At 46.6% G+C, this 21,031-nt stretch carries 22 protein-coding genes and 1 riboswitch; of the genes, 10 read left to right on the forward strand and 12 right to left on the reverse strand.

What is annotated here, in order from left to right; genetic code table 11:
* Positions 1-5: 5 nt before the first annotated feature.
* Both MKY16_RS00490 and tadA read right to left on the reverse strand, forming a co-directional pair.
* On the reverse strand, positions 6-572 hold the full coding sequence (locus MKY16_RS00490; protein ID WP_069011492.1) for a GNAT family N-acetyltransferase: 567 nt from the start codon (positions 570-572) through the stop codon (positions 6-8).
* Between the two features lie 60 nt (positions 573-632).
* The gene (tadA, locus tag MKY16_RS00495; protein ID WP_069011491.1) at positions 633-1,133 is read right to left on the reverse strand and encodes a tRNA adenosine(34) deaminase TadA; all 501 of its coding nucleotides are present in this window, start codon (positions 1,131-1,133) and stop codon (positions 633-635) included.
* Positions 1,134-1,461: 328 nt separating this feature from the next.
* Here tadA and MKY16_RS00500 point away from each other — a divergent pair, with 328 nt between their 5' ends.
* Together MKY16_RS00500 and rluF are read left to right on the forward strand one after the other, a co-directional pair.
* Positions 1,462-3,738, forward strand: coding sequence for a PAS domain S-box protein (locus MKY16_RS00500; protein WP_029514948.1), 2,277 nt, complete (start codon positions 1,462-1,464; stop codon positions 3,736-3,738).
* Between the two features lie 51 nt (positions 3,739-3,789).
* Positions 3,790-4,491, forward strand: a complete 702-nt coding sequence (gene rluF / locus MKY16_RS00505) for a 23S rRNA pseudouridine(2604) synthase RluF (protein WP_029514947.1) — start codon at positions 3,790-3,792, stop codon at positions 4,489-4,491.
* A 134-nt stretch (positions 4,492-4,625) separates the two neighbouring features.
* Here the strand turns inward: rluF and MKY16_RS00510 are convergent, their stop codons facing one another.
* Positions 4,626-5,453: a flagellar motor protein MotB gene (locus MKY16_RS00510; RefSeq protein WP_029514945.1), complete on the reverse strand. Its 828-nt coding sequence runs from the start codon at positions 5,451-5,453 to the stop codon at positions 4,626-4,628.
* Positions 5,446-6,240 carry a flagellar motor stator protein MotA gene (gene motA / locus MKY16_RS00515; RefSeq protein WP_029514943.1) on the reverse strand — a complete coding sequence of 265 codons (795 nt, stop codon included), beginning with the start codon at positions 6,238-6,240 and terminating at the stop codon, positions 5,446-5,448. The genes MKY16_RS00510 and motA overlap by 8 nt, the downstream gene beginning before the upstream one ends.
* Before the next feature lie 187 nt (positions 6,241-6,427).
* Here motA and MKY16_RS00520 point away from each other — a divergent pair, with 187 nt between their 5' ends.
* Together MKY16_RS00520 and MKY16_RS00525 are read left to right on the forward strand one after the other, a co-directional pair.
* A complete protein-coding gene (locus tag MKY16_RS00520; protein ID WP_013308186.1) occupies positions 6,428-6,721 on the forward strand; it encodes a hypothetical protein in 294 nt (97 codons plus the stop codon).
* A 117-nt stretch (positions 6,722-6,838) separates the two neighbouring features.
* A complete protein-coding gene (locus tag MKY16_RS00525; protein ID WP_007428083.1) occupies positions 6,839-7,138 on the forward strand; it encodes a 4a-hydroxytetrahydrobiopterin dehydratase in 300 nt (99 codons plus the stop codon).
* Between the two features lie 78 nt (positions 7,139-7,216).
* Here the strand turns inward: MKY16_RS00525 and MKY16_RS00530 are convergent, their stop codons facing one another.
* The 4 genes from MKY16_RS00530 to MKY16_RS00545 form a co-directional block, all read right to left on the reverse strand.
* Positions 7,217-7,723, reverse strand: coding sequence for a GNAT family N-acetyltransferase (locus MKY16_RS00530; protein WP_029514941.1), 507 nt, complete (start codon positions 7,721-7,723; stop codon positions 7,217-7,219).
* A 302-nt stretch (positions 7,724-8,025) separates the two neighbouring features.
* On the reverse strand, positions 8,026-8,526 hold the full coding sequence (locus MKY16_RS00535; RefSeq protein ID WP_029514939.1) for a C40 family peptidase: 501 nt from the start codon (positions 8,524-8,526) through the stop codon (positions 8,026-8,028).
* Positions 8,527-8,531: 5 nt separating this feature from the next.
* A riboswitch (cyclic di-AMP (ydaO/yuaA leader) is annotated at positions 8,532-8,669 on the reverse strand.
* Positions 8,670-8,945: 276 nt separating this feature from the next.
* Positions 8,946-9,773 carry a hypothetical protein gene (locus MKY16_RS00540; protein WP_029514937.1) on the reverse strand — a complete coding sequence of 276 codons (828 nt, stop codon included), beginning with the start codon at positions 9,771-9,773 and terminating at the stop codon, positions 8,946-8,948.
* An 11-nt stretch (positions 9,774-9,784) separates the two neighbouring features.
* Complete coding sequence (locus MKY16_RS00545; protein ID WP_340953616.1) at positions 9,785-11,797, reverse strand: M1 family metallopeptidase; 2,013 nt, start codon at positions 11,795-11,797, stop codon at positions 9,785-9,787.
* Between the two features lie 124 nt (positions 11,798-11,921).
* Between MKY16_RS00545 and MKY16_RS00550 the strand changes: the two genes are divergently transcribed.
* The gene (locus MKY16_RS00550; protein ID WP_029514934.1) at positions 11,922-12,428 is read left to right on the forward strand and encodes a YwhD family protein; all 507 of its coding nucleotides are present in this window, start codon (positions 11,922-11,924) and stop codon (positions 12,426-12,428) included.
* Positions 12,429-12,866: 438 nt separating this feature from the next.
* A complete protein-coding gene (locus MKY16_RS00555; RefSeq protein WP_029514933.1) occupies positions 12,867-13,373 on the forward strand; it encodes a PTS sugar transporter subunit IIA in 507 nt (168 codons plus the stop codon).
* Positions 13,374-13,473: 100 nt separating this feature from the next.
* Here the strand turns inward: MKY16_RS00555 and MKY16_RS00560 are convergent, their stop codons facing one another.
* The gene (locus tag MKY16_RS00560; RefSeq protein ID WP_029514932.1) at positions 13,474-14,223 is read right to left on the reverse strand and encodes an MBL fold metallo-hydrolase; all 750 of its coding nucleotides are present in this window, start codon (positions 14,221-14,223) and stop codon (positions 13,474-13,476) included.
* Between the two features lie 141 nt (positions 14,224-14,364).
* Between MKY16_RS00560 and MKY16_RS00565 the strand changes: the two genes are divergently transcribed.
* The gene (locus MKY16_RS00565; RefSeq protein WP_029514930.1) at positions 14,365-14,904 is read left to right on the forward strand and encodes a histidine phosphatase family protein; all 540 of its coding nucleotides are present in this window, start codon (positions 14,365-14,367) and stop codon (positions 14,902-14,904) included.
* Between the two features lie 56 nt (positions 14,905-14,960).
* Entirely contained in the window at positions 14,961-15,314 is a 354-nt protein-coding gene (locus tag MKY16_RS00570) for a YunG family protein (RefSeq protein WP_209950359.1), read from the forward strand.
* 225 nt (positions 15,315-15,539) lie between these two features.
* Here MKY16_RS00570 and MKY16_RS00575 read toward each other — a convergent pair whose 3' ends face one another.
* Together MKY16_RS00575 and MKY16_RS00580 are read right to left on the reverse strand one after the other, a co-directional pair.
* Positions 15,540-16,352 (reverse strand): pentapeptide repeat-containing protein, encoded by an 813-nt coding sequence (locus tag MKY16_RS00575; RefSeq protein ID WP_029514927.1) that lies wholly within the window; start codon positions 16,350-16,352, stop codon positions 15,540-15,542.
* Between the two features lie 118 nt (positions 16,353-16,470).
* The gene (locus MKY16_RS00580; RefSeq protein WP_165150540.1) at positions 16,471-16,863 is read right to left on the reverse strand and encodes a VOC family protein; all 393 of its coding nucleotides are present in this window, start codon (positions 16,861-16,863) and stop codon (positions 16,471-16,473) included.
* A gap of 118 nt (positions 16,864-16,981) precedes the next feature.
* Between MKY16_RS00580 and MKY16_RS00585 the strand changes: the two genes are divergently transcribed.
* Positions 16,982-18,058, forward strand: a complete 1,077-nt coding sequence (locus tag MKY16_RS00585; protein WP_340953620.1) for a hypothetical protein — start codon at positions 16,982-16,984, stop codon at positions 18,056-18,058.
* A gap of 108 nt (positions 18,059-18,166) precedes the next feature.
* Positions 18,167-18,631, forward strand: a complete 465-nt coding sequence (locus tag MKY16_RS00590; protein WP_069011486.1) for a transporter — start codon at positions 18,167-18,169, stop codon at positions 18,629-18,631.
* Between the two features lie 146 nt (positions 18,632-18,777).
* On the opposite strand, the gene MKY16_RS00595 is transcribed toward MKY16_RS00590, so the two are convergent.
* Positions 18,778-20,835, reverse strand: a complete 2,058-nt coding sequence (locus MKY16_RS00595; RefSeq protein ID WP_340953622.1) for a transglycosylase domain-containing protein — start codon at positions 20,833-20,835, stop codon at positions 18,778-18,780.
* Positions 20,836-21,031: the final 196 nt, after the last annotated feature.

Genomic DNA, 21,031 nt, shown 5'->3' on the forward strand with positions numbered 1-21,031 from the left:
GTCATTTAGCTCTGCCACACGTCATCCTCGGCTAAAAGTCCAAACATCTGGTGATCCTGCCATGTGCCCTGAATCTGTACAAGCTTGCGAGCAATGCCTTCTGGTCGAAAGCCACATTTTTCTAATACACGTTGTGAGCGATCATTATGCAAAAGAGTACCCGCTTGAAGACGATGTAGAGATAAGGCACGAAAGGCATATTGTATGATCAACTTTAAGGCGGCGGTCATATGCCCTTTACCCTGTTCATGATGATCCATCATGTAGCCGATATCAGCGAATTGTCCAACTCCACGTACTAGATTGGAAATGGAGATATAACCGATGAGCCGTTCTTCCTTTAAGAGAAAGATACCGAATACGTAACCTCGATCTTCTTCGGCTTGCCGCAATTTCTGACGGATGTAGTCCTGTTGTTTCTCTAATGTGAAAAATGAATCCTCGTAAAGCGGCTCATAAGGCGCATGGGAATCCCTATTTCGGTGCCTAAGGGCGAGAAGGGCTTCGCTATCCGCCAAGCTAAATGGCCGTAAAAAGATACCTTGAGGCGTATTATACAAGCTCATAGGCATGGGGTGATCTCCTTCCATGGGGAATTAGCAATGAGATGAGGTATTTTGGACTGTGTCTCCTCAGAATGAAGACGGGGGAGGAGACAATTTGGCTGCCGCTCTTTTTTGCCGCAGATGCCGAAAGAAGCTCGTTAGCAGCGATGCACATTCCTCCTGCAGTACACCACTAGTTACTTCTGTACAATGATTGAACCGAGGCTCCTGTAATAAATTCATCAGCGTGCCTGCGCAGCCTGCCTTGGGATCTGTAGTGCCGTATATCAAATGGGGAACCCGTGATTGCACAATGGCTCCGGCGCACATTGGACACGGCTCCAGAGTGACATACAGCCTACAATCCAGCAGGCGCCAGGCACCTAAGTGCTCACTGGCCTGACGAATGGCGACCATCTCTGCATGTGCGGTTGGGTCAGCATCCGTCTCGCGCAAATTGTAGCCGCGACCGATGATTTCATTATCTTTTACGATGACAGCCCCGATAGGGACTTCACCTAACGTTTCTGCCTTATACGCTTCCTGAATGGCTTCTTTCATCCAATAGGCGTGATCCATGGTGGTCACTGGGAAAATGCTCCTTTCAAAACGCGGAATTATCCAACGAACAAATATTCCGTTGTTAACATGATGTGAATAAAATTGTGGATAACAAGGTACTTGTCCACAGGTTTATCCACAGTTTATAATAAAATCTGTGTATTTGTGGACTACCTGTGGATGATTATCTTTTATATTGTAGGCAAATCCTCGTCTATTGACAATACTGTACACAAGGTGTGTATTTATGTATATCCGGTAAATGTAAATGCTGGTATCACAGGCGCTATTACGGTATCATTGAGTTAGCAATTCCCAGTAATCGCCAGCATGCGGCAAGAGGTGAGAAATCAGTGTGTCGATAAAAATCAGAATAACGATCATTTTGTCGGGGTCCGTCCTGTTTATCCTTTTATTAAACATCGCACTTAATTATTACACGACCCACGAAAACCTAAGAAGTGACAGTGAAACTAAAATGGTTCTGACGGCTAAAATTATCGGAGGAGCTATCGAACAAACCCAACATAGCTGGGAGGCCGTTGACAAACAGCTCGGATATAATCTGTGGCTTTCTGCCACGTTGGCTGCCAATCAGCTCGATCCTGACATTCGAAATATTCAGCAGGAACAGCTTCAAAAGGTGGCCTCACTCCACAGAGATACTAATATTTCCTTGATGATTCGAGACGGGCAGGGGTATAAGGTTGTTAGATCCTCGGATCCTAAAGAAGTAACGCCATCCGATCCATTGACAGGATATTGGAAAAATGCAGTTGACCAATTATATGAGCACGGACAGGCTGCAATGGTGCAAGGTCAGAAACTGGATCATTTTTGGACGGGGTCATTTGACTACACCGGTTCAGACTCCTCAGATATTAACAAATGGGGATTTTATTATGATCAAAAACGTAACTACTTAATTCGAATTTCCTTTCAGGATACTTCAGTACAAAATTTCATAACCATCCTGAGCCCCGATGAGATCGTAAAGCAAACTCAACAAGTGGATTATCGCATCATGGAGATTACAGGAATTAACCCTGCAACCTTTGGTGGCGCTTCGATGGACAAGAACGGAAACGATTCGAAATACTATTACATGTACAACAAACCGATCCAATTCGGCACGTATCAACTAACAAGGGTGCAGGAAGATCGTTTGGCCGTGTCCAGAGCTATCCTCTCGGGGGAGAGTATTGTACAAGACTGCTATATTAAAGGTGAGCGGGTTCTCGTCAGTTACATACCTTTTTATCCGGCTAATCGTGATGCCTATGTTATCCGTATTGTTATGAATTATGATACGATCACTTCTGTTATTTCCAAGCAATTGATAAGTTTAATTGCCATTTCCATTGTCCTTTTAGAGGTGGTGATCATTGGAAGCTATGTGCTGGCAAGTCTGTTTGTCCGCCCAATTCAGTCGATTCTGGGGAAAGTGAATGAGATGGCTGACGGTCATTTTGATACACGGCTAGAAATAAAAGGTGGTCATGAGCTTGCACAGTTGGGTGAGCGCATCAATGCGATGGCCTACAACCTAGGGATGTACACGAGAAGACTCGAGCAGATGTATGAAGAGAACCGTTCTGTAAAGGAACATCTAGAATCGGTTATTAATCAGACAGCAGATGCGATTCATGTAACCGACGAGGAGGATCGCGTCGTTCGGGTCAATCATGCCTTTGAAGCTTTGTACGGCTGGACCAAGAAAGAATTGGTTGGTCGTAAGTTGGAATTTGTACCTCCACAGCAACAGGAGGAATATGAATTTCAGAAGAAGAGCCTGCTTCAGGGAGAGAGCATCGTATCAAGTGAGTCCCTTAGAATGCGGAAGGATGGAAGTACAGTAGAGATTAGTATGAGCACATCGCCTATTCTGGATGAAGAAGGCCAGATTTTGGGGTTTATCTGCGTGTCGCGTGATATCACGGGTCGCAACCGGATGGAGGAGTTGTTGCGCAGATCAGAGAAACTGACAACCGTCGGGCAACTGGCGGCAGGCGTAGCACATGAGATTCGTAATCCGCTAACCACGCTACGTGGCTTTCTCCAACTACAGCAGCAAAATCAAGTGTTGAATATGAAACACAACGATATTATGATGTCTGAGCTGGATCGCATTAATTTGATCGTTAGCGAGTTTTTAATACTGGCGAAGCCACAGGCAGTGCATTTTCAGAAAAAAGATGTTCGTTATATTGTGAGCGACGTGATTTCTTTACTAGATAGTCAGGCGCATCTGCTGGGCATTGTATTCAACCTTCAGGTCACGGACGAGCCTGCCCTGGTATACGCTGAAGAAAATCAGTTAAAGCAAGTATTCATTAATTTACTTAAAAATAGCATGGAGGCTATGAGTAAAGGTGGCATCATCACGATTCATTTGTTCTTGGAGGGAGAAAACGTTAAAATCTTCATACGGGACCAGGGAGCGGGTATTCCCGCAGAAATGCTGTCCAAGTTGGGAGAACCTTTTTTCACAAACAAAGAAACAGGTACAGGACTAGGACTTATGGTCAGCCAGCGTATTATACAGAGTCATAAAGGCACACTGGATATTGAAAGCACAGAGGGAGAGGGAACGACAGCCCTGGTGCAGCTTCCGATTGCCAAGCCGGAGTAACGGGCTGGGGCGCAGGAGGAAGTGTGTTAGTAGAAATGGAGGGTACACAGGTTGCGCATTAACAAGTTTATCAGCGAAACCGGTTTTTGCTCGCGCCGGGAGGCAGACAAGCTGGTAGAGAGCGGTCGCGTGACGATTAACGGCGAAGTGGCTGTGCTGGGTAGTCAAGCGGAAGAAGGCGATGATGTTCGCGTGAACGGCAAGCCACTGCGCGATAAGTCTGATCACGTCTATATTGCATTGAACAAACCGGTGGGCATTACAAGTACAACGGAGAGCCACATTAGAGGCAATGTTGTTGATTTTGTGGGGCACCCGCAGCGGATATTCCCGATTGGACGCCTGGATAAGGATTCGGAAGGTCTCATTTTACTTACCAACGATGGAGACATTGTGAATAAGATTCTACGGGCAGAAGGCAAGCATGAGAAAGAATATATTGTAACAGTGGACCGCCCTGTCGTACCGTCTTTTGTGCAGGGCATGTCTAGCGGGGTGAAAATACTCGGTCAGCGGACGCTACCTTGTGAGGTGACGCGTGTATCTGAGTATGTATTCCGTATTATCCTGACTGAAGGGAAAAATCGTCAGATCCGGCGTATGTGTGCAGCCTTCGGTTATGAAGTTAAAAAACTGCAAAGGCTGCGAATCATGAATATTCGGTTGGGGTCCCTTCAGAAAGGTGCCTGGCGTGATCTGACAGAGGCTGAGAAGCTGGAGCTTGGTCAGATGCTCGATTATACGCTTAGCTAATGCCAGAGGGGCTCGTATAGCCTAGAGCGTATGATCGTCGTATCTGAAAGGGCAAAGTACAGGAAGCACTAAACAAAGAGGCACCAGCTGCATAAAAATGCGGCGGTGCCTTTGTTCATATAACATATGCATAATCAACCTTCACTCGAGCTTGAGGTAGGACTGATGACTTGTGTCCCGTTCTGATATTTGCGGAGAACAGATATTTCAACACGACGGTTTTTAGAGCGCCCTTGACCATCTTGATTGCTTGCCAATGGACGATACTGGCCATAACCGATGGATACAAACTTGGTTGGGTCGAGATCTGGATTGAGCAACAAGATACGCAAGAAATTCAGAGAGCGCTTGGCGCTCAAATCAAAATTGGACGGGAACTGGCTGTTGGAGATCGGTACATTATCCGTGTGACCCGATACGATAACATCATAGCCAGGGAACTGCTGGAGCATACTAGAAATGGACTTGGCCAGCTTTCTTGCTTCCGGCTTTACTTCGGCCTGCCCGGATGAAAACAAGGCATTATCACTAATGGTGATCATTAGTTGCGATTGGTTTAGCTTGGTATTCAGCAACGGGGTCAGGCCGTTATTTTGAATATATTGATCCATCTGTTTTTTAAGCTTTTTTAAATCTTCTTCTTCCCGTTGGGCCAGCTGTTTTTGCAGTTCAGAGGTAGAAGTAGCTTTCGATTTTACGGGTTGTGACACTTGTTCTTTATTTTTGCCCATATCCATGGATTGTGACGACGGATTCGCGGCTGAGTGATCCAGCACGCCAGTGCCGCCATTAAAAGCTGCACTCAGGGATTGAGCCATAGTTTCAAATTTTTTGGCGTCGAGCGAGCTCATACCGAATAAGACAATGAAAAGAGCCAACAGAAGGGTCATTAAGTCGGAATATGGCAACAGCCAGCTTTCGTCAGCATGCTCTTCATGCGGTTCATGTCTCTTTTTACTCACTGGAATCGCCATCCTTCTGGGTCATCGTAGCCCGTTCGGTCGGAGTCAGGAAGATCGTCAGTTTCTGACTGATGGCGATCGTCGATATCCCCGATTGAATGGAAAGCAGACCTTCGACCATCATTAATTTAAGCTCGACTTCTTTTTTGGATAACCGTTTCAGCTTGTTGGACATCGGATGCCACAGGACATAACCTGTAAAAATACCGAGCAACGTCGCAATGAAGGCTGCTGCAATGGCATGAGAGAGCTTTTCCATGTCACTAAGGTCGGCCAGAGCGGCGATCAGACCTACAACCGCACCGAGTACCCCGAGCGTTGGAGCGTACATACCGGCTTGGGAGAAGATCAGCGCGCCAGAGCGATGTCGATCCTCGGTGGCATTGATATCCTCCATTAGAACGTCCCGTACGAATTCCTGATCATTGCCGTCAATAATCATTCGCATGCCGCCACGCATAAAGGGATCGTCGATTTCCTCTACCTTGGATTCCAAGGCGAGCAGACCTTCACGACGGGTAATGGATGCCCACTCGGTAAACGTACCGATGAGCTCTTTGCGGTCTAACAGTTTTTGTTCGGTGAAAATAACCTTGAACAGCTTCGGAATCCGTTTGATTTCTGCCATCGGGAAGGCCATAAATATACTCGCTGCCGTTCCGACGAAAATAATCATGTAAGCAGCGGGATTATTGACCAGATTGACGACCGGAGCGCCTTTTAAGATCATCCCGACGACCAGTGACAAAATCCCGAGCACAAGTCCAATAATGGTTGAAATTTGCATGATACACCTCATCCATGAGAATAGATTTTGAATCCTTTCATGCCGCCGGGGTCGTCCTTGCCCCAAGCGCGTCATTACAAGACGGATTATAGTATTTATCGACAAAACTCTCTTTTTTGTTAAGTGCGAATTTCCGGTATAATAAGGTGATTATGTATTGAATGGCGGAACCATTGGAGGAAATGGCATGGGAGTAAAGCATGGACGTGAGTATGAACAAATTTTGAACGATTTGACAGAGGCTGTGGGGCGCATCCCAGATAGCTATGAATTTTTTGAGATGGAAGCAGAAGATTGGGACAGGCTGGACCCGGCGGGACGTCAGGAAGTCAATGAAGCTTTGGCAGAAGACTTATTTTATGCACTGGGTACAGAGCCCACAATCACTGTAGGGAGTGGCGTTGTGATCTATGAGCCGGAGCAGCATCGTATCTATGTACTGATTGGGGACGAGGAGCTGACGTCAGTCCCTTTGATTTGAGGTCCGTCTTATGGATTTATCAACGGGGCCGTGGTAATATGTACACCAATATATCGTAGTTTTGGCCGTATTTAAGCGGTCGAAAGGCTTCCGTATAAACGGGGAGGAGTTCGTAACATGCCTTTTACACAAGAAGAGATTGAAGCACATCTGGAGAAACTGGAGGGCTGGGAGCTGGAGGAAGGACGTTGGATCGTTCGGAAATATAATTTTTCCAGTTTTATGAAAGGGATTGCATTCGTGGATGAAGTTGCCGCTATATCTGAAGCATTCAATCATCATCCATTTATTACGATTGATTACAAGACCGTGACTCTGCGTTTGACCTCTTGGGACGATGGCGGTATTATGGCCGTGGATATTAAGGAAGCCCAACAATATAATGAAGCTTTTGAAAAAATGCGTAGCAGTCATTGAGCTTGTAATGATCTGTCGTATGATGATAAAAGCGCCTTCGCTATACAACATCGTGGTTGTATGCCGAAGGCGCTTTTATCATAGAACCTGGGTTGGGTGCTCGGGACGATATACCATACAATAAAATGGTTTCTTGCCGTCGGGGGTCTGGCGTTCATAGGTATCTGTAAGCTCAAATCCAGCCGCCTTGTAGGCCCGGATAGCGCGCCCATTCCAAGTAAGCACCTCTAGATCAATTTCATTCTTCGGGTTGCGTCGTTGGGCTTCCTCTGCAATGGCACGGACAAAATCAGAGCCTTTGCCATGTCCGCATCTTTCAGGATGCATGCCAAGACCTAGCCGGGTCACACCGATCATAGGAAAATATTGAGCAAATCCCATCAGCTTGTTCTCTTCATCCAGTACGGCAACATATTGCTCTTGGCGAAGCGTGGGACTTCCAAATTCGACCTCAAGCGCCTTCATTTGTTCCCAGGGGAGCCAACCGTATATGTTATAAGGTGGATCATAGCGCCACTCACAGATTGCAGCCGCTTGATGCTCGTCCATCGGTACGATCCGATAGTTGGATATTGAGGCCGGCATGTGTTCCATCCTCCTTTTACAGGTGCTTCAATCATTAACAACAGATTGTAGACAAGTTGCAGGGGAATAGCAAGCGTGTTTATTTTATACCCAAGACGGGTATACATTCAATAAGAAGGAATTACTGCTCATATGCTCCCCCAGCGGTGACGGTAAAACCGACGATGTTCGCTAAAATTGAAACCTTTTGAGGTGTCAGTTCGTCAGTAAAGATAATCATTGCTGATGTTGTGGACATAAAAAGCCGCAATTCGATTCCGGCAGAATCAAATTGCGGCTAGAGTTAGCTTGCTGTGCGTTAGTTATTCTACGTTGTCGTCATCAGGAATATCTGAAGCTACAGAATGGTAAGCGTCTGTGCTCATAATTCTTTTTGCACCGACATAGCGGTTAGCGTAATAATTTTCGTTCAGTGAGCTAACTACTACACCACGTGAAGTCGAGGAGTGGGCAAATTTCCCTTCACCTACGAAGATACCTACATGGGAAATGCCTCTTCCTGTGGTGTTGAAGAACACCAGGTCCCCAGGCCTCATTTCATCGCGGGATACAGAAGATCCCATTTTGAATTGTGATCCAGATTGATGCGGAAGTTTAATTCCCAGTTTGTTGAATACATACATTGTGAAGCCGGAGCAATCGAATCCCTCGAGTGTAGTGCCTCCGCTTCTGTAGTTCGTTCCTTTGGCATCTTGGATGACCTGGTCCATCTTGGAGTCTGCAAATGCACTGCCGCCACCGAATGTAAAAGATGTAAAGGCAATGGCAAGACTCATAGCTGCGATCGTTAGCTTCTTCTTCAAAAAAAATATACCCCTTCCAATGCCTGCGAGGTTAGCTTAAGGATTCGGTAGAAGGTTCCCCTATGACCACTCTGTTGCGAGATCAATTCACCCAAACTGGTTCCCCCGCTTCCTAGGTGCCAGGAATTAGGCTTTACTTAAGATGTGCACCTTGGAGAGCAGTATTCACAATAACGATATTTTTGAGATAAAGGTTACAATAAAGATTACAAAGTTGTTACTATCAGTTCACTGCGATTATTGTAACAAAGTCGGCTGGCTTTGGCAAATGTTTCATTGCAAAAAGTTACAAAAAAAATCTGCTCCTAATGTCCCAGGAACAGATCTTGTTAACAGTATTCAGTTATGTGCCGTTTGCGCGGTTATGCATAAAGTTTTTTCGACAGACGGAAATGAAGTGATTAACATAAAGGAAGGGCTTAGCTTCTACTGGAGATATCGGTATGCCATAGTCTGTACTGCGAACTGATATGCCACAGCCTGACCAGACTAGTAACAAAATGATACGATTGTTGGAGAATGAGCGCGAGCATGCCAGTCCAAATCATCGCCACGGTGCCAAATAGACCGAAGACCAGCAGCACACAAGCACCGAGCAAAAGGGATATACCGACAGCTGGGAGAAGCTGGCGAAAGAAGGCGAGCAGGGACGATAGTATGGCGTGACCACCGACAGTGCCTAGTTGCATATACAGGATGCACTGCCGAATGAACCATCCGTATGCCATCCATCCCATGGCATAGGGCAACAAGTGCAGCAGGTAAGAGGGAGATTGAAGCGTACCTGCTACAATAGGGTAGAGTCTCGGTACTACCCAAAAGGCGGGAATCAGCAGCAGTCCCAACTCGATGATGTAATACAACAGCGACGACATGCCATGGCGTTTCATACCTTTGAAAAAGGACAGGCTTTGCGGCTCAGTCGCATCGGTATGCAGGCTTTGATATATTCCGGCTCTAATGAAGGGAGTGATTAGTATGCGTAGTACAGTCGCCCCTAGTAGTATCCACAAATACACATGTACTTCCCGGCTGTCCATCAGAGCAATCTGGCTCTCCATCCAAAACAAGGTCTGTCCCAGCTCGTTTTGACCCTGATCAGGATAACGGAGCAATAGCGGGATAACGGCAGACTGCACCAGTCGATAGAGAAACACCCCCCACAGTAGTCGATACAGAAATAAAATGATAACGATATAGAATCGTATGCGCACCAGCGCCCAGCCCTCTTTTATAACAGTCCGCATCTATAGACACCTCACCATGACAGACTTCCAAGCAGTGTCTCCAACAGCTTGGTTACACTTATACTCCAACGGGTTTGTTGCTTTTCGTCCAATTCGGCTTTTAAGGTATTGTTAATATGCTTGTTCTCCAGTGCAATGGTATATAGGGGATCAAGGGTTACATAGGAAACGGGAGAAGTACTTTTGATCCGAAAAGTTGTGCTTTTGCCCGCACCGTCCCAAGCCTTGAATTTCGTGGTTCCATCCTTGAAGGTAAATTGGACAGGGATCTTGGGATAATCCGCCCCTTTTTTGCTGACCGTCACGACTGCTTCATATCCATTCTCCAGCTTGTGGTTTGTGATGTGATCCACTGAAAAGTCCGCCATCTGGCCGTCATATACATACTGTTCAAAATAGTGGCTCCATGAGCGTCCGGTGACTCTCTCCACGATACGTTGAAAATCCAGTGAGGACGGATGCTTAAATCGGTACGTCTGGACGTAGGTCCGCATAATGCGATCCATTTTTTTCATACCCACCTGACGTTCAATGCCCCGTAGTACCAGCTTGCCTCGAGAGTAGGCATTTTGCGCGTACTCAGCAGCCGAGCCGTACTTCCATGACTCACGGTTTAGCGGCTGTGGGGAGGATACCTGTCCCGATTGTAATGGCAAGTTGGGGGTAAGCCCATATTCTTGCTCCATAAGTCGCTCCTCTGCATAGGAGGTGAAGCCTTCATCCAGCCACGGCTCCTCAAATTCATTATTGGCTACCATTCCATAGAAATATTGATGTCCAATCTCATGAACTAATGTCCGTTCCAGACTATAGCCAGGATTGAGATTACCCGCAGCAGCGGCCGTGATGAGTGTCGGATACTCCATGCCGCCAGCTCCATTGCTTGATTTAGGTGGAACCACGATGGACAGGGTGGAATATGGATAAGGCCCGTACCATTTGCTGTAGTACAAAAGAGCGGCCTTCGCTGCGCTCATATAGCGTCCTTTGAGCTCCTTGTGCGATGGGTCAAGGTAGAGCTTGATTTTGACACCAGGGACTTCAGCAGAAGAAAAGGGTTCTTCTACGGCTACAAAGTTGGGTGAAGCGGACCAGGCAAAATCGTGTACATCATCGGCATAAAATTGATATATTTTTTGTCCGTTCTGTCGGACGGCACCACGGGTGGGGAATCCGGTCGCTGCTACGATATGAGTTTCAGGCACCCGAATCCGTACGCTGTAAATTCCAAAATCGGCATAAAACTCGGAGTTACCATGATACTGGTGGAGGTTCCAGCCCTCCTCGGCGCGTCCACGCTGTCCTGCAGTCTCGTAGACACTGAGCTTCGGGAACCACTGTCCTGCCATTACAAAATCATCTGTCCCACCCATACGAGCAAAGATGGCAGGCAGTTTTACCTCAAACTTCATATATAATGTGATTTCTTCGCCACCTCGTACTGGCTTGGGTAGACGCACCTTCATGAGCGAACGGTCGCCTGCGTTACCGTCATCTGGCTGCACATATTGGATGCGATGCATGAGGGATAAACCGTCTTCTGTTTTTAGTTCAGTCAGCGTCATAGAGCCAAAGCCGTCTTTGGGCATGGTGTCTCCGCGCAGCTTTCCACCGGATTCCTTCATAAAGGTGGTTTCCATGGAAGAGAAGGCGTTCGGGTATAGATGAAGATACAGATCATTCACGGTTTTCTTGCCCGGATGTTTCCAGGTCAGTGTCTCAGTGCCTCGCAAAACCTGTCCCTTTTCCAGAGATACATCAATGTGGTACTCTACCACCCGTTTGCTGAGGATTTCTGTAGCGGGTTGTGGAGGGTTCTTGGGCAGGTCAGGCAGGATGTTTGCCCCTAGAGGCTTGCCCACATTTGGGGCAAGCGCAGACTCAGACAGGGAGCCGTATAGTGGTTGGCCTATGGACTGCGGGTCGGATTGCGATTGGGGCTGCCAGGCAAACCATAACGTCCCTGCGAGGAGACCGAGGGCTAGTGTAGACAATAAAACGATTTTAGTGCGTGCTGGGGTCATACAATGGATACCTCCCGTTGACAAGCATCTACAGCATGTATATGTTTGCTTTCAGGAGATTATTAGTTAAAATATTTATAGTGTAGAATGAGTGTGAAGACGGAAAATGGAGGTCTAGTGACGCATGAGTGAAAATCAGCCGGACGGCAAAAAACAGATTGCACTGAACATTGTCAGTGGCAAGAGTAAACATAAGGGTTTCGGCGCAGGCTCAATTGACCTGAACAGCATGTCACCGGTCATCATTGACCGAGGAGAGGCGAAAATTGATATCGGTGCCATGCATGCCAAAAGTAAAGTAGAACGTGGTATCAAGTTCTCTACGAATAAAGAGGACGTACCGAACGGACGCCAGGTATGGCTCGTATGGGTAGCTGTGGACCGTACAGCCGAAGGACGTATGTACGGCGGCGCCACCGCCTGCGAGATGCTGATTGACGACGAGGCCAAACGCGGCTGGAAAATCCTCGCCGATCACGTCAACCGTATGGATTACGCGCTCAAGCGTCGTTTCATGCTGGAGGATCTCGGCAGCGAAGATAAGGCAGCGCTCAAAAGCCTGCTCATTTCGCATAACGAGGAATGGTGGGACGCTTCGCCTGAGGAATTGAAGCAAGCGCTGGAAGGGTAGGCCAAGCGTTAACACGATTCCAGTGTACACAACTGCTTAAAGAGCAGTCGGCAGTAAGGTTCAGAAGTAGACCGATACCTTGGTTGGGGGCGGTCTACTTCTTTTTCATGTAGGTAAGCAATGCTGAATGAACATGCCAAACATGATCATTAAAGAAATTGCTGGAAAAGTATACTATAAAAAATCTGTTTTTAAGAGATAAAACACTTAAATCCGCAATTTGTTAGAGCACCTCCAAGTTACATGAAAATTATTGTAACAGATATGTAGTTATGAACTGATAGCTCCTTGACATCCTGGAAAGGCATTCACTATAATTCAGATAGAAATCGCTTCCACTCTTCTTTCTATTCATTTTGTGGAACCGGTTCCTTGAAAGATGTAGTTAAGTCCTATTTACTGTTTATGAATGTAATCTCTAAATAAGGTGGCATCGTTATGTTTAAATGGTTGAAAAAGAAGGCGGCTCCTCGTATTGAAGAATTCGAAATGATAGCACCAATCAAAGGAAAAGTGGTTTCCCTGGAGGAGGTTCCAGATCCTGCGTTCTCTACGAAAGCTATGGGGGATGGCATCGCTATTCATCCGTCTGAGGGTAGGGTCACCGCTCCTTTCGCGGGAAAAGTTGCCCATGTCATGGAGAAAAGTAAGCATGCTCTGATTATTGAACATGAATCCGGCGTACAAGTTTTGATACATGTCGGGATTAATACCGTCTCTCTCAAAGGACAAGGGTTTAATCCTCATGTCCAAGTAGGAGATAGCATTAAAGCTGGGCAATTATTGATGGAGTTTGACCTGGATGCGATTCAACAGGGTGGATTGCCTGTAATTACGCCGGTAATCGTTCCAGATGGGCAAGAGATGATTAGCCATGTGGAAATCCTGGAAGGTACATCTGCCTCTCCAGAAGTACCTGTATTAAGAGTTCACTTAAAAGCCTAGTTCTCATTCAAAAAAGACTAACCAGGAATTCCTGGTTAGTCTTTTCTTTAGATGATTCACTGACCAGTCAAGGGGTGGGTACGACCATGTAAATCAAAGGTTAGGATTCATATATTTCAGATATCCGCTGATTACAATTGCCTTCGTACAGCCCTCCATGAAAGCAGACCACTTTTTTAATATCATATGGCAGCAGGTTTTTAAGAGATTCTTTGGCCATATTGAAATCACAGCAATATTGCGGGTCTGGAGCCAGTAATTTGCCGCTTACCACGCGTAGAGCATCTCCTGCAATCAGGGTTTGACTGGATTTATGATAGAAACTTAGGTGTCCTGGTGTATGTCCAGCAGTATCTATAACTACGATCCCCCCACAGAAGGGCAGTTTCTCTCCGGCAACGATGGTGGAGTTTACAATAGCCTTTGGGGGATTTTCAAGTGTACGCCGGAATGCGTGTCTCCACTCTACCGGAACGGATTCGGGCATGGAGCTTACAGCTTGATCTATTGCTTCTGGAGTCAGCTTTATAAGCTGTTTTTCCCCCTGTATATAGGGCTTTTCGATAGAACTGGCTAATACTTGAACTGGGGATGAAGAGGCTCGGACTATATCTGCTAAACTGCCGATATGGTCAAGGTCCTGGTGTGTTATTAATATAGAGGTAAGTTTATGGATTGCTAATCCGGTGTCTAGAATAGCCTCATGTAAAAGTGAGAGTTGCCCGGGGTAAGCCGTATCAACTAAAATCATGTTATCTTCGTCCCACACTAAAGTCGGGTGAATACTCTCTATACTTCCCATAATGTTAGCAGAAACCTGGAGCATGTGTATTCCCTTGTCTAATTGCATCGAATCCCTCCCATAAGAGTTGATGTAATACAAAGGAATCGTATCATTAAACATAAATATGTAAACCTATACTATATCATAAAAATAATTATTTGTAAATATGTAGAATTTTAAATTTGTGTGACAGTTAGGAGTGATGACGTGAAGAGAATTTATTTTGTCAGACATGCCCAAGCAACAGGACAGGAACCAGATGCCCGACTTACCGATGAGGGTACCCGACAAGCTGAGCAGTTGGTTGATTTTATGGAGAATGTAGGTGTGGAATATATTGTGTCCAGCCCGTGGAAACGGGCCGTGCGAACCATTCAGCCCTTGGCTGAACGGAAACAGTTGCAGGTGTATACTGATGTACGTCTTCAAGAACGGGTACTTAGCCATGAGCATTTGGATCATTGGCTGGACGTGCTGGAACAGACCTATTTGGACGAGGACTTGAAGCTGGAGGGAGGGGAATCATCCCGTGAAGCAGTAGATCGAGGAATCCAGCTTGTTCAGGAGCTTATAGAGCGGGCGGAAAAAACGGTTATCATTGTAACTCATGGAGCTTTACTATCTCTTCTCATTCGACATTACGATCCGCAGTTTGGGTTTGAGGACTGGAAAAAGCTTTCGAATCCCGACGTGTATTTGCTAGAACTGAAAGAAGCAGAAGCCAAGATTCACAGAGTGTGGGGTTGAAATAAATAAAGCACGTTCACATAAGTGCAGAATGGAATCGAAAGGGGAGGCGCATGTTGAAGGCAAACCGTTTTTTAGAATTAGAAAAGGCGTTGTTTCGAGCTTGGTCTTTGGAGTCTAGCTCTAAATGGACAGCAAATAACCCCGCGTCTGGGCAATGTGGTGTCACAGCACTCGTCGTTCAGGACAGGCTTGGCGGCGATATTTTGAAAACATGGCTGGATAGTGGTTGGCACTATTACAACCGTATTGGTGAGGACATTGTAGATTTTACGAGGTCTCAATTTTCAATCCCTCCACAGTATCAGGATGTATACTCCAACCGGGAGGAGGCTTTTTCGGACACCAATGCAGAGCAGTATGCAGCCTTAAGTCAGAGATTGAAGGAATTTTCAAACGAAGAAGAATAAGGGGATTTAAATCTTGATGCAGTCATAAAGACGTGATTTTTGAACCTGATCCAATGGAAGGTGCTTTTTGTTGCCCAATATACATTAAAGAACTGAGTAATCAGTAAAATTCTTGAAGATAAGAGCTGTATTTACGTTATAAAATGAGCTATATACTGAGGTAAGAATAATAAAGAAGTCGTGCGCTAACACGACTCGAATATACAACCACTGCTTAGAAAAAAACTAATGCAGCCAATGGTATGGAATGCTTAGAGAAGGGGGCAGTTTGGTTTTACAATTGCCCTTAGCCGAATTTAATTGCGCCTGTGTAAGAAAGATACTTCCTTCCAGATTAGCCCCACTTAAATCAGCATCTCTAAAATCCGTACCGATCAAGTCTGTCATTCTCAGGTCAGCCTCTCGCAAATCAGCAGCAATCAGTAAAACTCCTCTCAGGTTGGTACCTCTAAGATTAGCGCCTCTTAAATTAGCCCCGATAAGGTCTCTACTTCTGATTTTTTTACTATATTTGTTGTGCTCTATGTTTTTCTTAACTTTTTCTCGTACTAACTCACTTGTTTGTAAAAGTAAATCATTGACTAACGCCCTATGGGTGGGTACATGAAGATTTATGAGAGATTTTGGATCTTGATTCGTAAGCTGCTCGGTTTTCGCCATAGCCTTTTGTAAGTCTGTATAGATGGGATGAGTTTCTTTTAAGTTAAGGGCTTCATTTAGGTAATAAAGCATTTCATGAAGCTGTTGCATGATGGGAAATATATTGAACATTTCCTCAGCTATTGCCGGATCGTCTCGCCAGCTTTTTCCGTTGTATGTAACTTGGGAAACTTTTTGGCCAGCTCCAAAGCAATCATATACTGTACAGCCTCGCAAGCCGTTATTTCTTAGGTTCTTATGAATATTACAACGATAATCCGCATTTAGGTTTTGACAAGGGGTTCCTCCGTCCTTATTAAAAGCAAAATCGGCTGATTTAGCATAAGGCAAGGCTACACAGCATAAACCAAAACATTGTTCACAATTTGCACTATACAATAAACACACATCCTTTTATTGGCACCTATTAAATATAATATTACCAAAAAAAGATGGAGCATGGTCTATTGTTTTTCTATAGACTTCTAGAGTCTGCTGGATCGTTTAGAGAAGAAATTTAGTCTTTTGCCAAATTTAATTGCCATGAAACACCGTATTTGTCTTCAACCCAGCCAAATTGTTGGCTTACGGGCGAGGCTTCAAGGGGCATTAGAACTCGGCCTTCCTGAGATAGCTGACTAAACACACGATGAATTTCTTCTTCCGAATCACAAGTGACGAATAGCGATAGAGCTGGGGTAAAAGGGTGTTTGTCCTGATGGTTATAGTCTATAGCCATAAAGGTTTGCCCTTTGAGGTTGAATACGGCATGTAACACGGTCCCATCTTCCTGATGGAAAATGCTCATGATACCAGACGGCTTAAAGACAGAGGTATAATATTGCATGGCTTCTTCTGCTTGACCAGAGAACATGAAAAATGTTGTAATTTTTGGATTGGAATCATGCATGAGATCAACTCCCTAGACTGGATCGTAGATGGTAACATCTTTCCTCTTTTTTAATAGAAATATTCAGCATTAGAGAATTGCTTTATGAAGACGTACACACGTGAAAGGAGAAAACAGGATGATGGACGCGACAGCAAGACTTATGGATATGTTCGGCTCAGGCAAGAAGCTGGACGCCAGCATCATTTCCGCCTATACGGATGTGGTTGCCCAATATGGGACAGTGGAGGATGCGTGGGAGTTATATAGGCTTTTTGTAGAAGATCCCCACCATTATATCAGGGGGTTGCTCCTCCAGCCGATCATGAGATGCGGGGATGTTACTTTGGCGCAGGATATGTACGAGCGTTATGTGCGAAATCAGGCATCCCCAGAACATATACCTGACGGTGTGCTGTATGTGCTAGGTTATTTGGGTTATGTGGAGGCTGCTGCTGATCTTGTCGCTTTGGTGAACGGATCGTATGGAGCTGTGTCTGTGGATGCCTGTTTGGGACTGGTACATCTTCCATGCGAACCGTACCGTGAGAAACTGGCGGCTGAATTGGAAAAAGTATTGGATCAGCATTTGTTTAATGAATTCTTACCTCTGCTAAGCTTCAAATGTACTACTGAAGATATGATTCCGCGATTGGTACATTGGGGAGAGCAACATGCCTCGGTAGACTGTAATGCGGGAATTATTGCTGGAATTGCCTTATTTGGAGAGGAGCAAAGGGATACGATTCGGTCTATTTTGTGGAATCCGCTTTGGGAGGCTCATGGAACAGCTACGGGAAGCTGTGTGTGGTCTTATATTGCTATGCAGCATGTAGGGTTGACCTTTAGAGAGCTTATTCAGGATATAAAAAGCTGTGATGTGTCCAAAGCAGGTGTACAGGACTTGGAGTACCGTTTGGAAGTGTTGTATGAGATGCTGGAACTAAAACTAAGTTATACAGCCCGACCGATCCGGTTCGCTCGCTGTAACGAGGAATCATTTGGTCAGCTCTATAGCGATTTATTTAGCTGGTCCACAGAGCATAAGGATGACTCTATGATAGGCTGGATGAACGACAATTTAGGGTATAAGCATCGGCTGCTGGAACAGTATGATGAGCTCAGGAAACGAGTCGAGATTAAAATGATACATGAAATTGAGCTGGAGCATGTTCAAAAAAGGAAGTTAATCGTATCAGGAAATAAGAATTTTTGATGTAAAAGGACGAAATAGCGGAGTTTGGCGGAGATATGGGGATTCGCCCAGTCCGCGGGCTGGTGTCCCGCATAGGATACATCAGCCTAGACACAAGGAGTGAAACACATGTCTTTACTGCCACAAGTTCCTTTCGGAACGCAACCGGGTATTCCGGGTCCATTCACGCCGTCAAGTCCTTCGATTCCACAATTTCCTGATATGCAGGATTCGTTCCCGTCTCCGATAGGTCCGCCACCAGGCCCAGGATCATTTTCGCCACAGCCGTTCTCACCGCCGCCGCAAGGGCCGTTCGGTCCGCAAGGTGGGCAGCAAGCTCAAGCACCCACTTCTCCACCACCGCAATTTACGCCACCGAAGCCGCTGGTTTCGGCCTATGCTGTTGACCCTGGAGCCATCTTCGGTTGTTTGTTCCGCAACACGTTTGTATGGCTGACGAACGGAGAGCGTTTTTGGCTGTACCCTGTCTTTGTAGGCAGAACATCGGTAGCGGGTTTTCGGTGGAGTGGACGTTTTTGGTTTTATTATGGTGTAGACCTCAACCGTATTGAGTCGTTTAGCTGTTATTGGTAATAGCGCAACTTTAGGGAAGAGCGGGGTTTAACGGGATGATGGCTGATGGCACTGGCAAGAGAGGTAAATGGGCATATGAGGTAAGTGATGCGAAAATAAAAAGACTGAGAGAGCGCTCATCGCGTTCCCCCAGTCTTTTTTTGCTATTAATCCATCCACCAACGCTTAAAATTGCCCCACCACGATTTCTTTTCAGCTTGTCGCTCCGCTTGGTCAGTTGGTGTGGATGCCGGTTGGTTATCTTGCCCCGATAGCGTCTCCTTCGGCTCCGTGCCGCTGACGAATACCTCCAGCCGCTTGTCCGGGCTGTCCGGTGCAGCCAGCTTGCCGCTGGCCGGGTCAATATAAGCGCTGACTACGCCGTCAGGGATAGGAAAGATTTTGGGTGGCACATTCTCCAGCGCTTTCTCCGTATATTGCGCAAAAATCGGAGCCGCCCGTCGGGCATCCTGTGTGCTGATGTCCTTGCCCTTGTCATAGCCGACCCAGACAGCGGTGGACAGCTCGGGGGTAAAGCCGACCATCCACGCATCGGTGTTGGTCGTGCCGCTCTTGCCGGCAACCGGGCGCTTGATCAGCTTCGCGACCCGGTTGCCAGTGCCGCCTTCCTCGAACACGCCTTCCATAAGGCGTGTGAGGACGTAGGCGGAGGCGGGCTTCACCACCTGCACGGGCGCGGCTTGGGGCGCTTCGTACAGCGACCGCCCGGCAGCATCGGTGATGCGCAGCACTGCCACCGGAGCCACCTTTTCCCCGCCGCTACCGATGACCGAGAAGGCCGAGGCCATCTCGAACGGGCTGACGGGCGACACACCCAGCGCTAGCGAAGGTACGGGCTTGAGCTCGCTTGTAATGCCCATTTTGCTGGCGAGGTCCATGACCTTATCCGTTCCCACCTTCAAAATGGTGCTTACGGCATAGATATTATCGGACGCCGCAATTGCGCGCCGAAGATCTATTTCGCCCAAGTATTTGTCTCCAAAATTTTTGGGCTTATAGGTCTTGCGGTTGTTATCGTAGTGGAACAACGTCGGTCGGCTTTCGAACTTGGACGTACTCGTCAATTCGCCGGAATCCAGTGCGCTTAGATACATAATCGGCTTGAAGGAGGAGCCAGGCTGCCGGGTTGTGGCCAGCGCATGATTATATTGATTCCCGACATAGTTCGTTCCGCCGACCATGGCCTTGACATGTCCGTTGCGCGGGTCCATGGAGATTAACGCGGTTTCCAGTCCGTTGCTGTTCTTCATGCCTTCGTTTACAGCCGCCTCGGCTGCTTGCTGCATGTGCATGTCCAGCGTGGTATAAATACTCAGGCCGCCATGCTCAAGCACCCCTTCGCTAATCCCGAGCTGATGTGTCACCAACTGGCGGACGTAATCGCGGAACCAGGGAGCGGTTTCCACTGTCCGACGCTGGCTCTCGGGCCGCAGGGCTAACATTTCCTCATAGGCCTTGGTGGCTTCAGCCGGTGTAATTTTGCCGATAAGCGCCATGGAGTCCAGAACAATTTTCTGCCGATCCTTTGCATTTTTCATATGATTATACGGTGAATAGTAGGTCGGCCCTTTCGGAATACCTGCTAACAGGGCGCTTTCGGCCAAGTCCAGATCCTTTGCGGATTTACCGAAATACATTTGCGAAGCTGCTTCAATGCCATAGGCGCCGTGACCATAGTAAATTTCGTTCAAATACATTTGTAGCAGCTCATTTTTGGTGTACTTCATTTCAAGCTGTGCAGTATAGATGGCCTCCTTGGCCTTGCGCGTCCACGTTTTCTCATGAGATAAGTATAGATTGCGTGCAAGCTGCTGAGTCAGCGTGCTGGCCCCTTGCGACATATCCCAGTGGGTCAGATTAACGATTACCGCCCGGCCCAGACCTTTGAAATCAAAGCCAAAATGATCGTAAAACTTCCGATCTTCCACAGCCAGGGTAGCTGCAATCAAATCGGGTGAAATGTGATCAAGCTGGACCGGAATGGATTCTTTGCCTCCAGCAGAGAAAGTGGCGATGACTTGCCCCTGACTATCGAGCAGACGTGAATTCCGATCCGTATCCGCGAGCGGAAGGCTGGTCGTGTACAAATAGGCGAGCAGGATGCAGGCGGCGATGACCGTCAGGATCGTGAGAGACATCAGTCCTTGAAACAATCGAAGCCAAAGCGGTTTACGCTTGGGGGATCGTCCGGTCGTATCGGTCATCATGCCACCTCCTTCCATAGTTGATGTTCTCAGTATAGTCAATCCGAAAGCGTCTATTCATCAGATACACATACGTGTCTATTTTAAACAAGATTAAATCTCCAAATTGCTTTAGCAGCTCATTCAGGTATCACTTATAATGCAAAAAGTGTGAAATTCCAATGTGTTTGGTACAATAAATATAGCAAACTTGGCG

The sequence above is a fragment of the Paenibacillus sp. FSL L8-0641 genome, assembly GCF_038006265.1.
In the GTDB taxonomy this organism is placed as follows: Bacteria; Bacillota; Bacilli; order Paenibacillales; family Paenibacillaceae; genus Paenibacillus; species Paenibacillus polymyxa_D.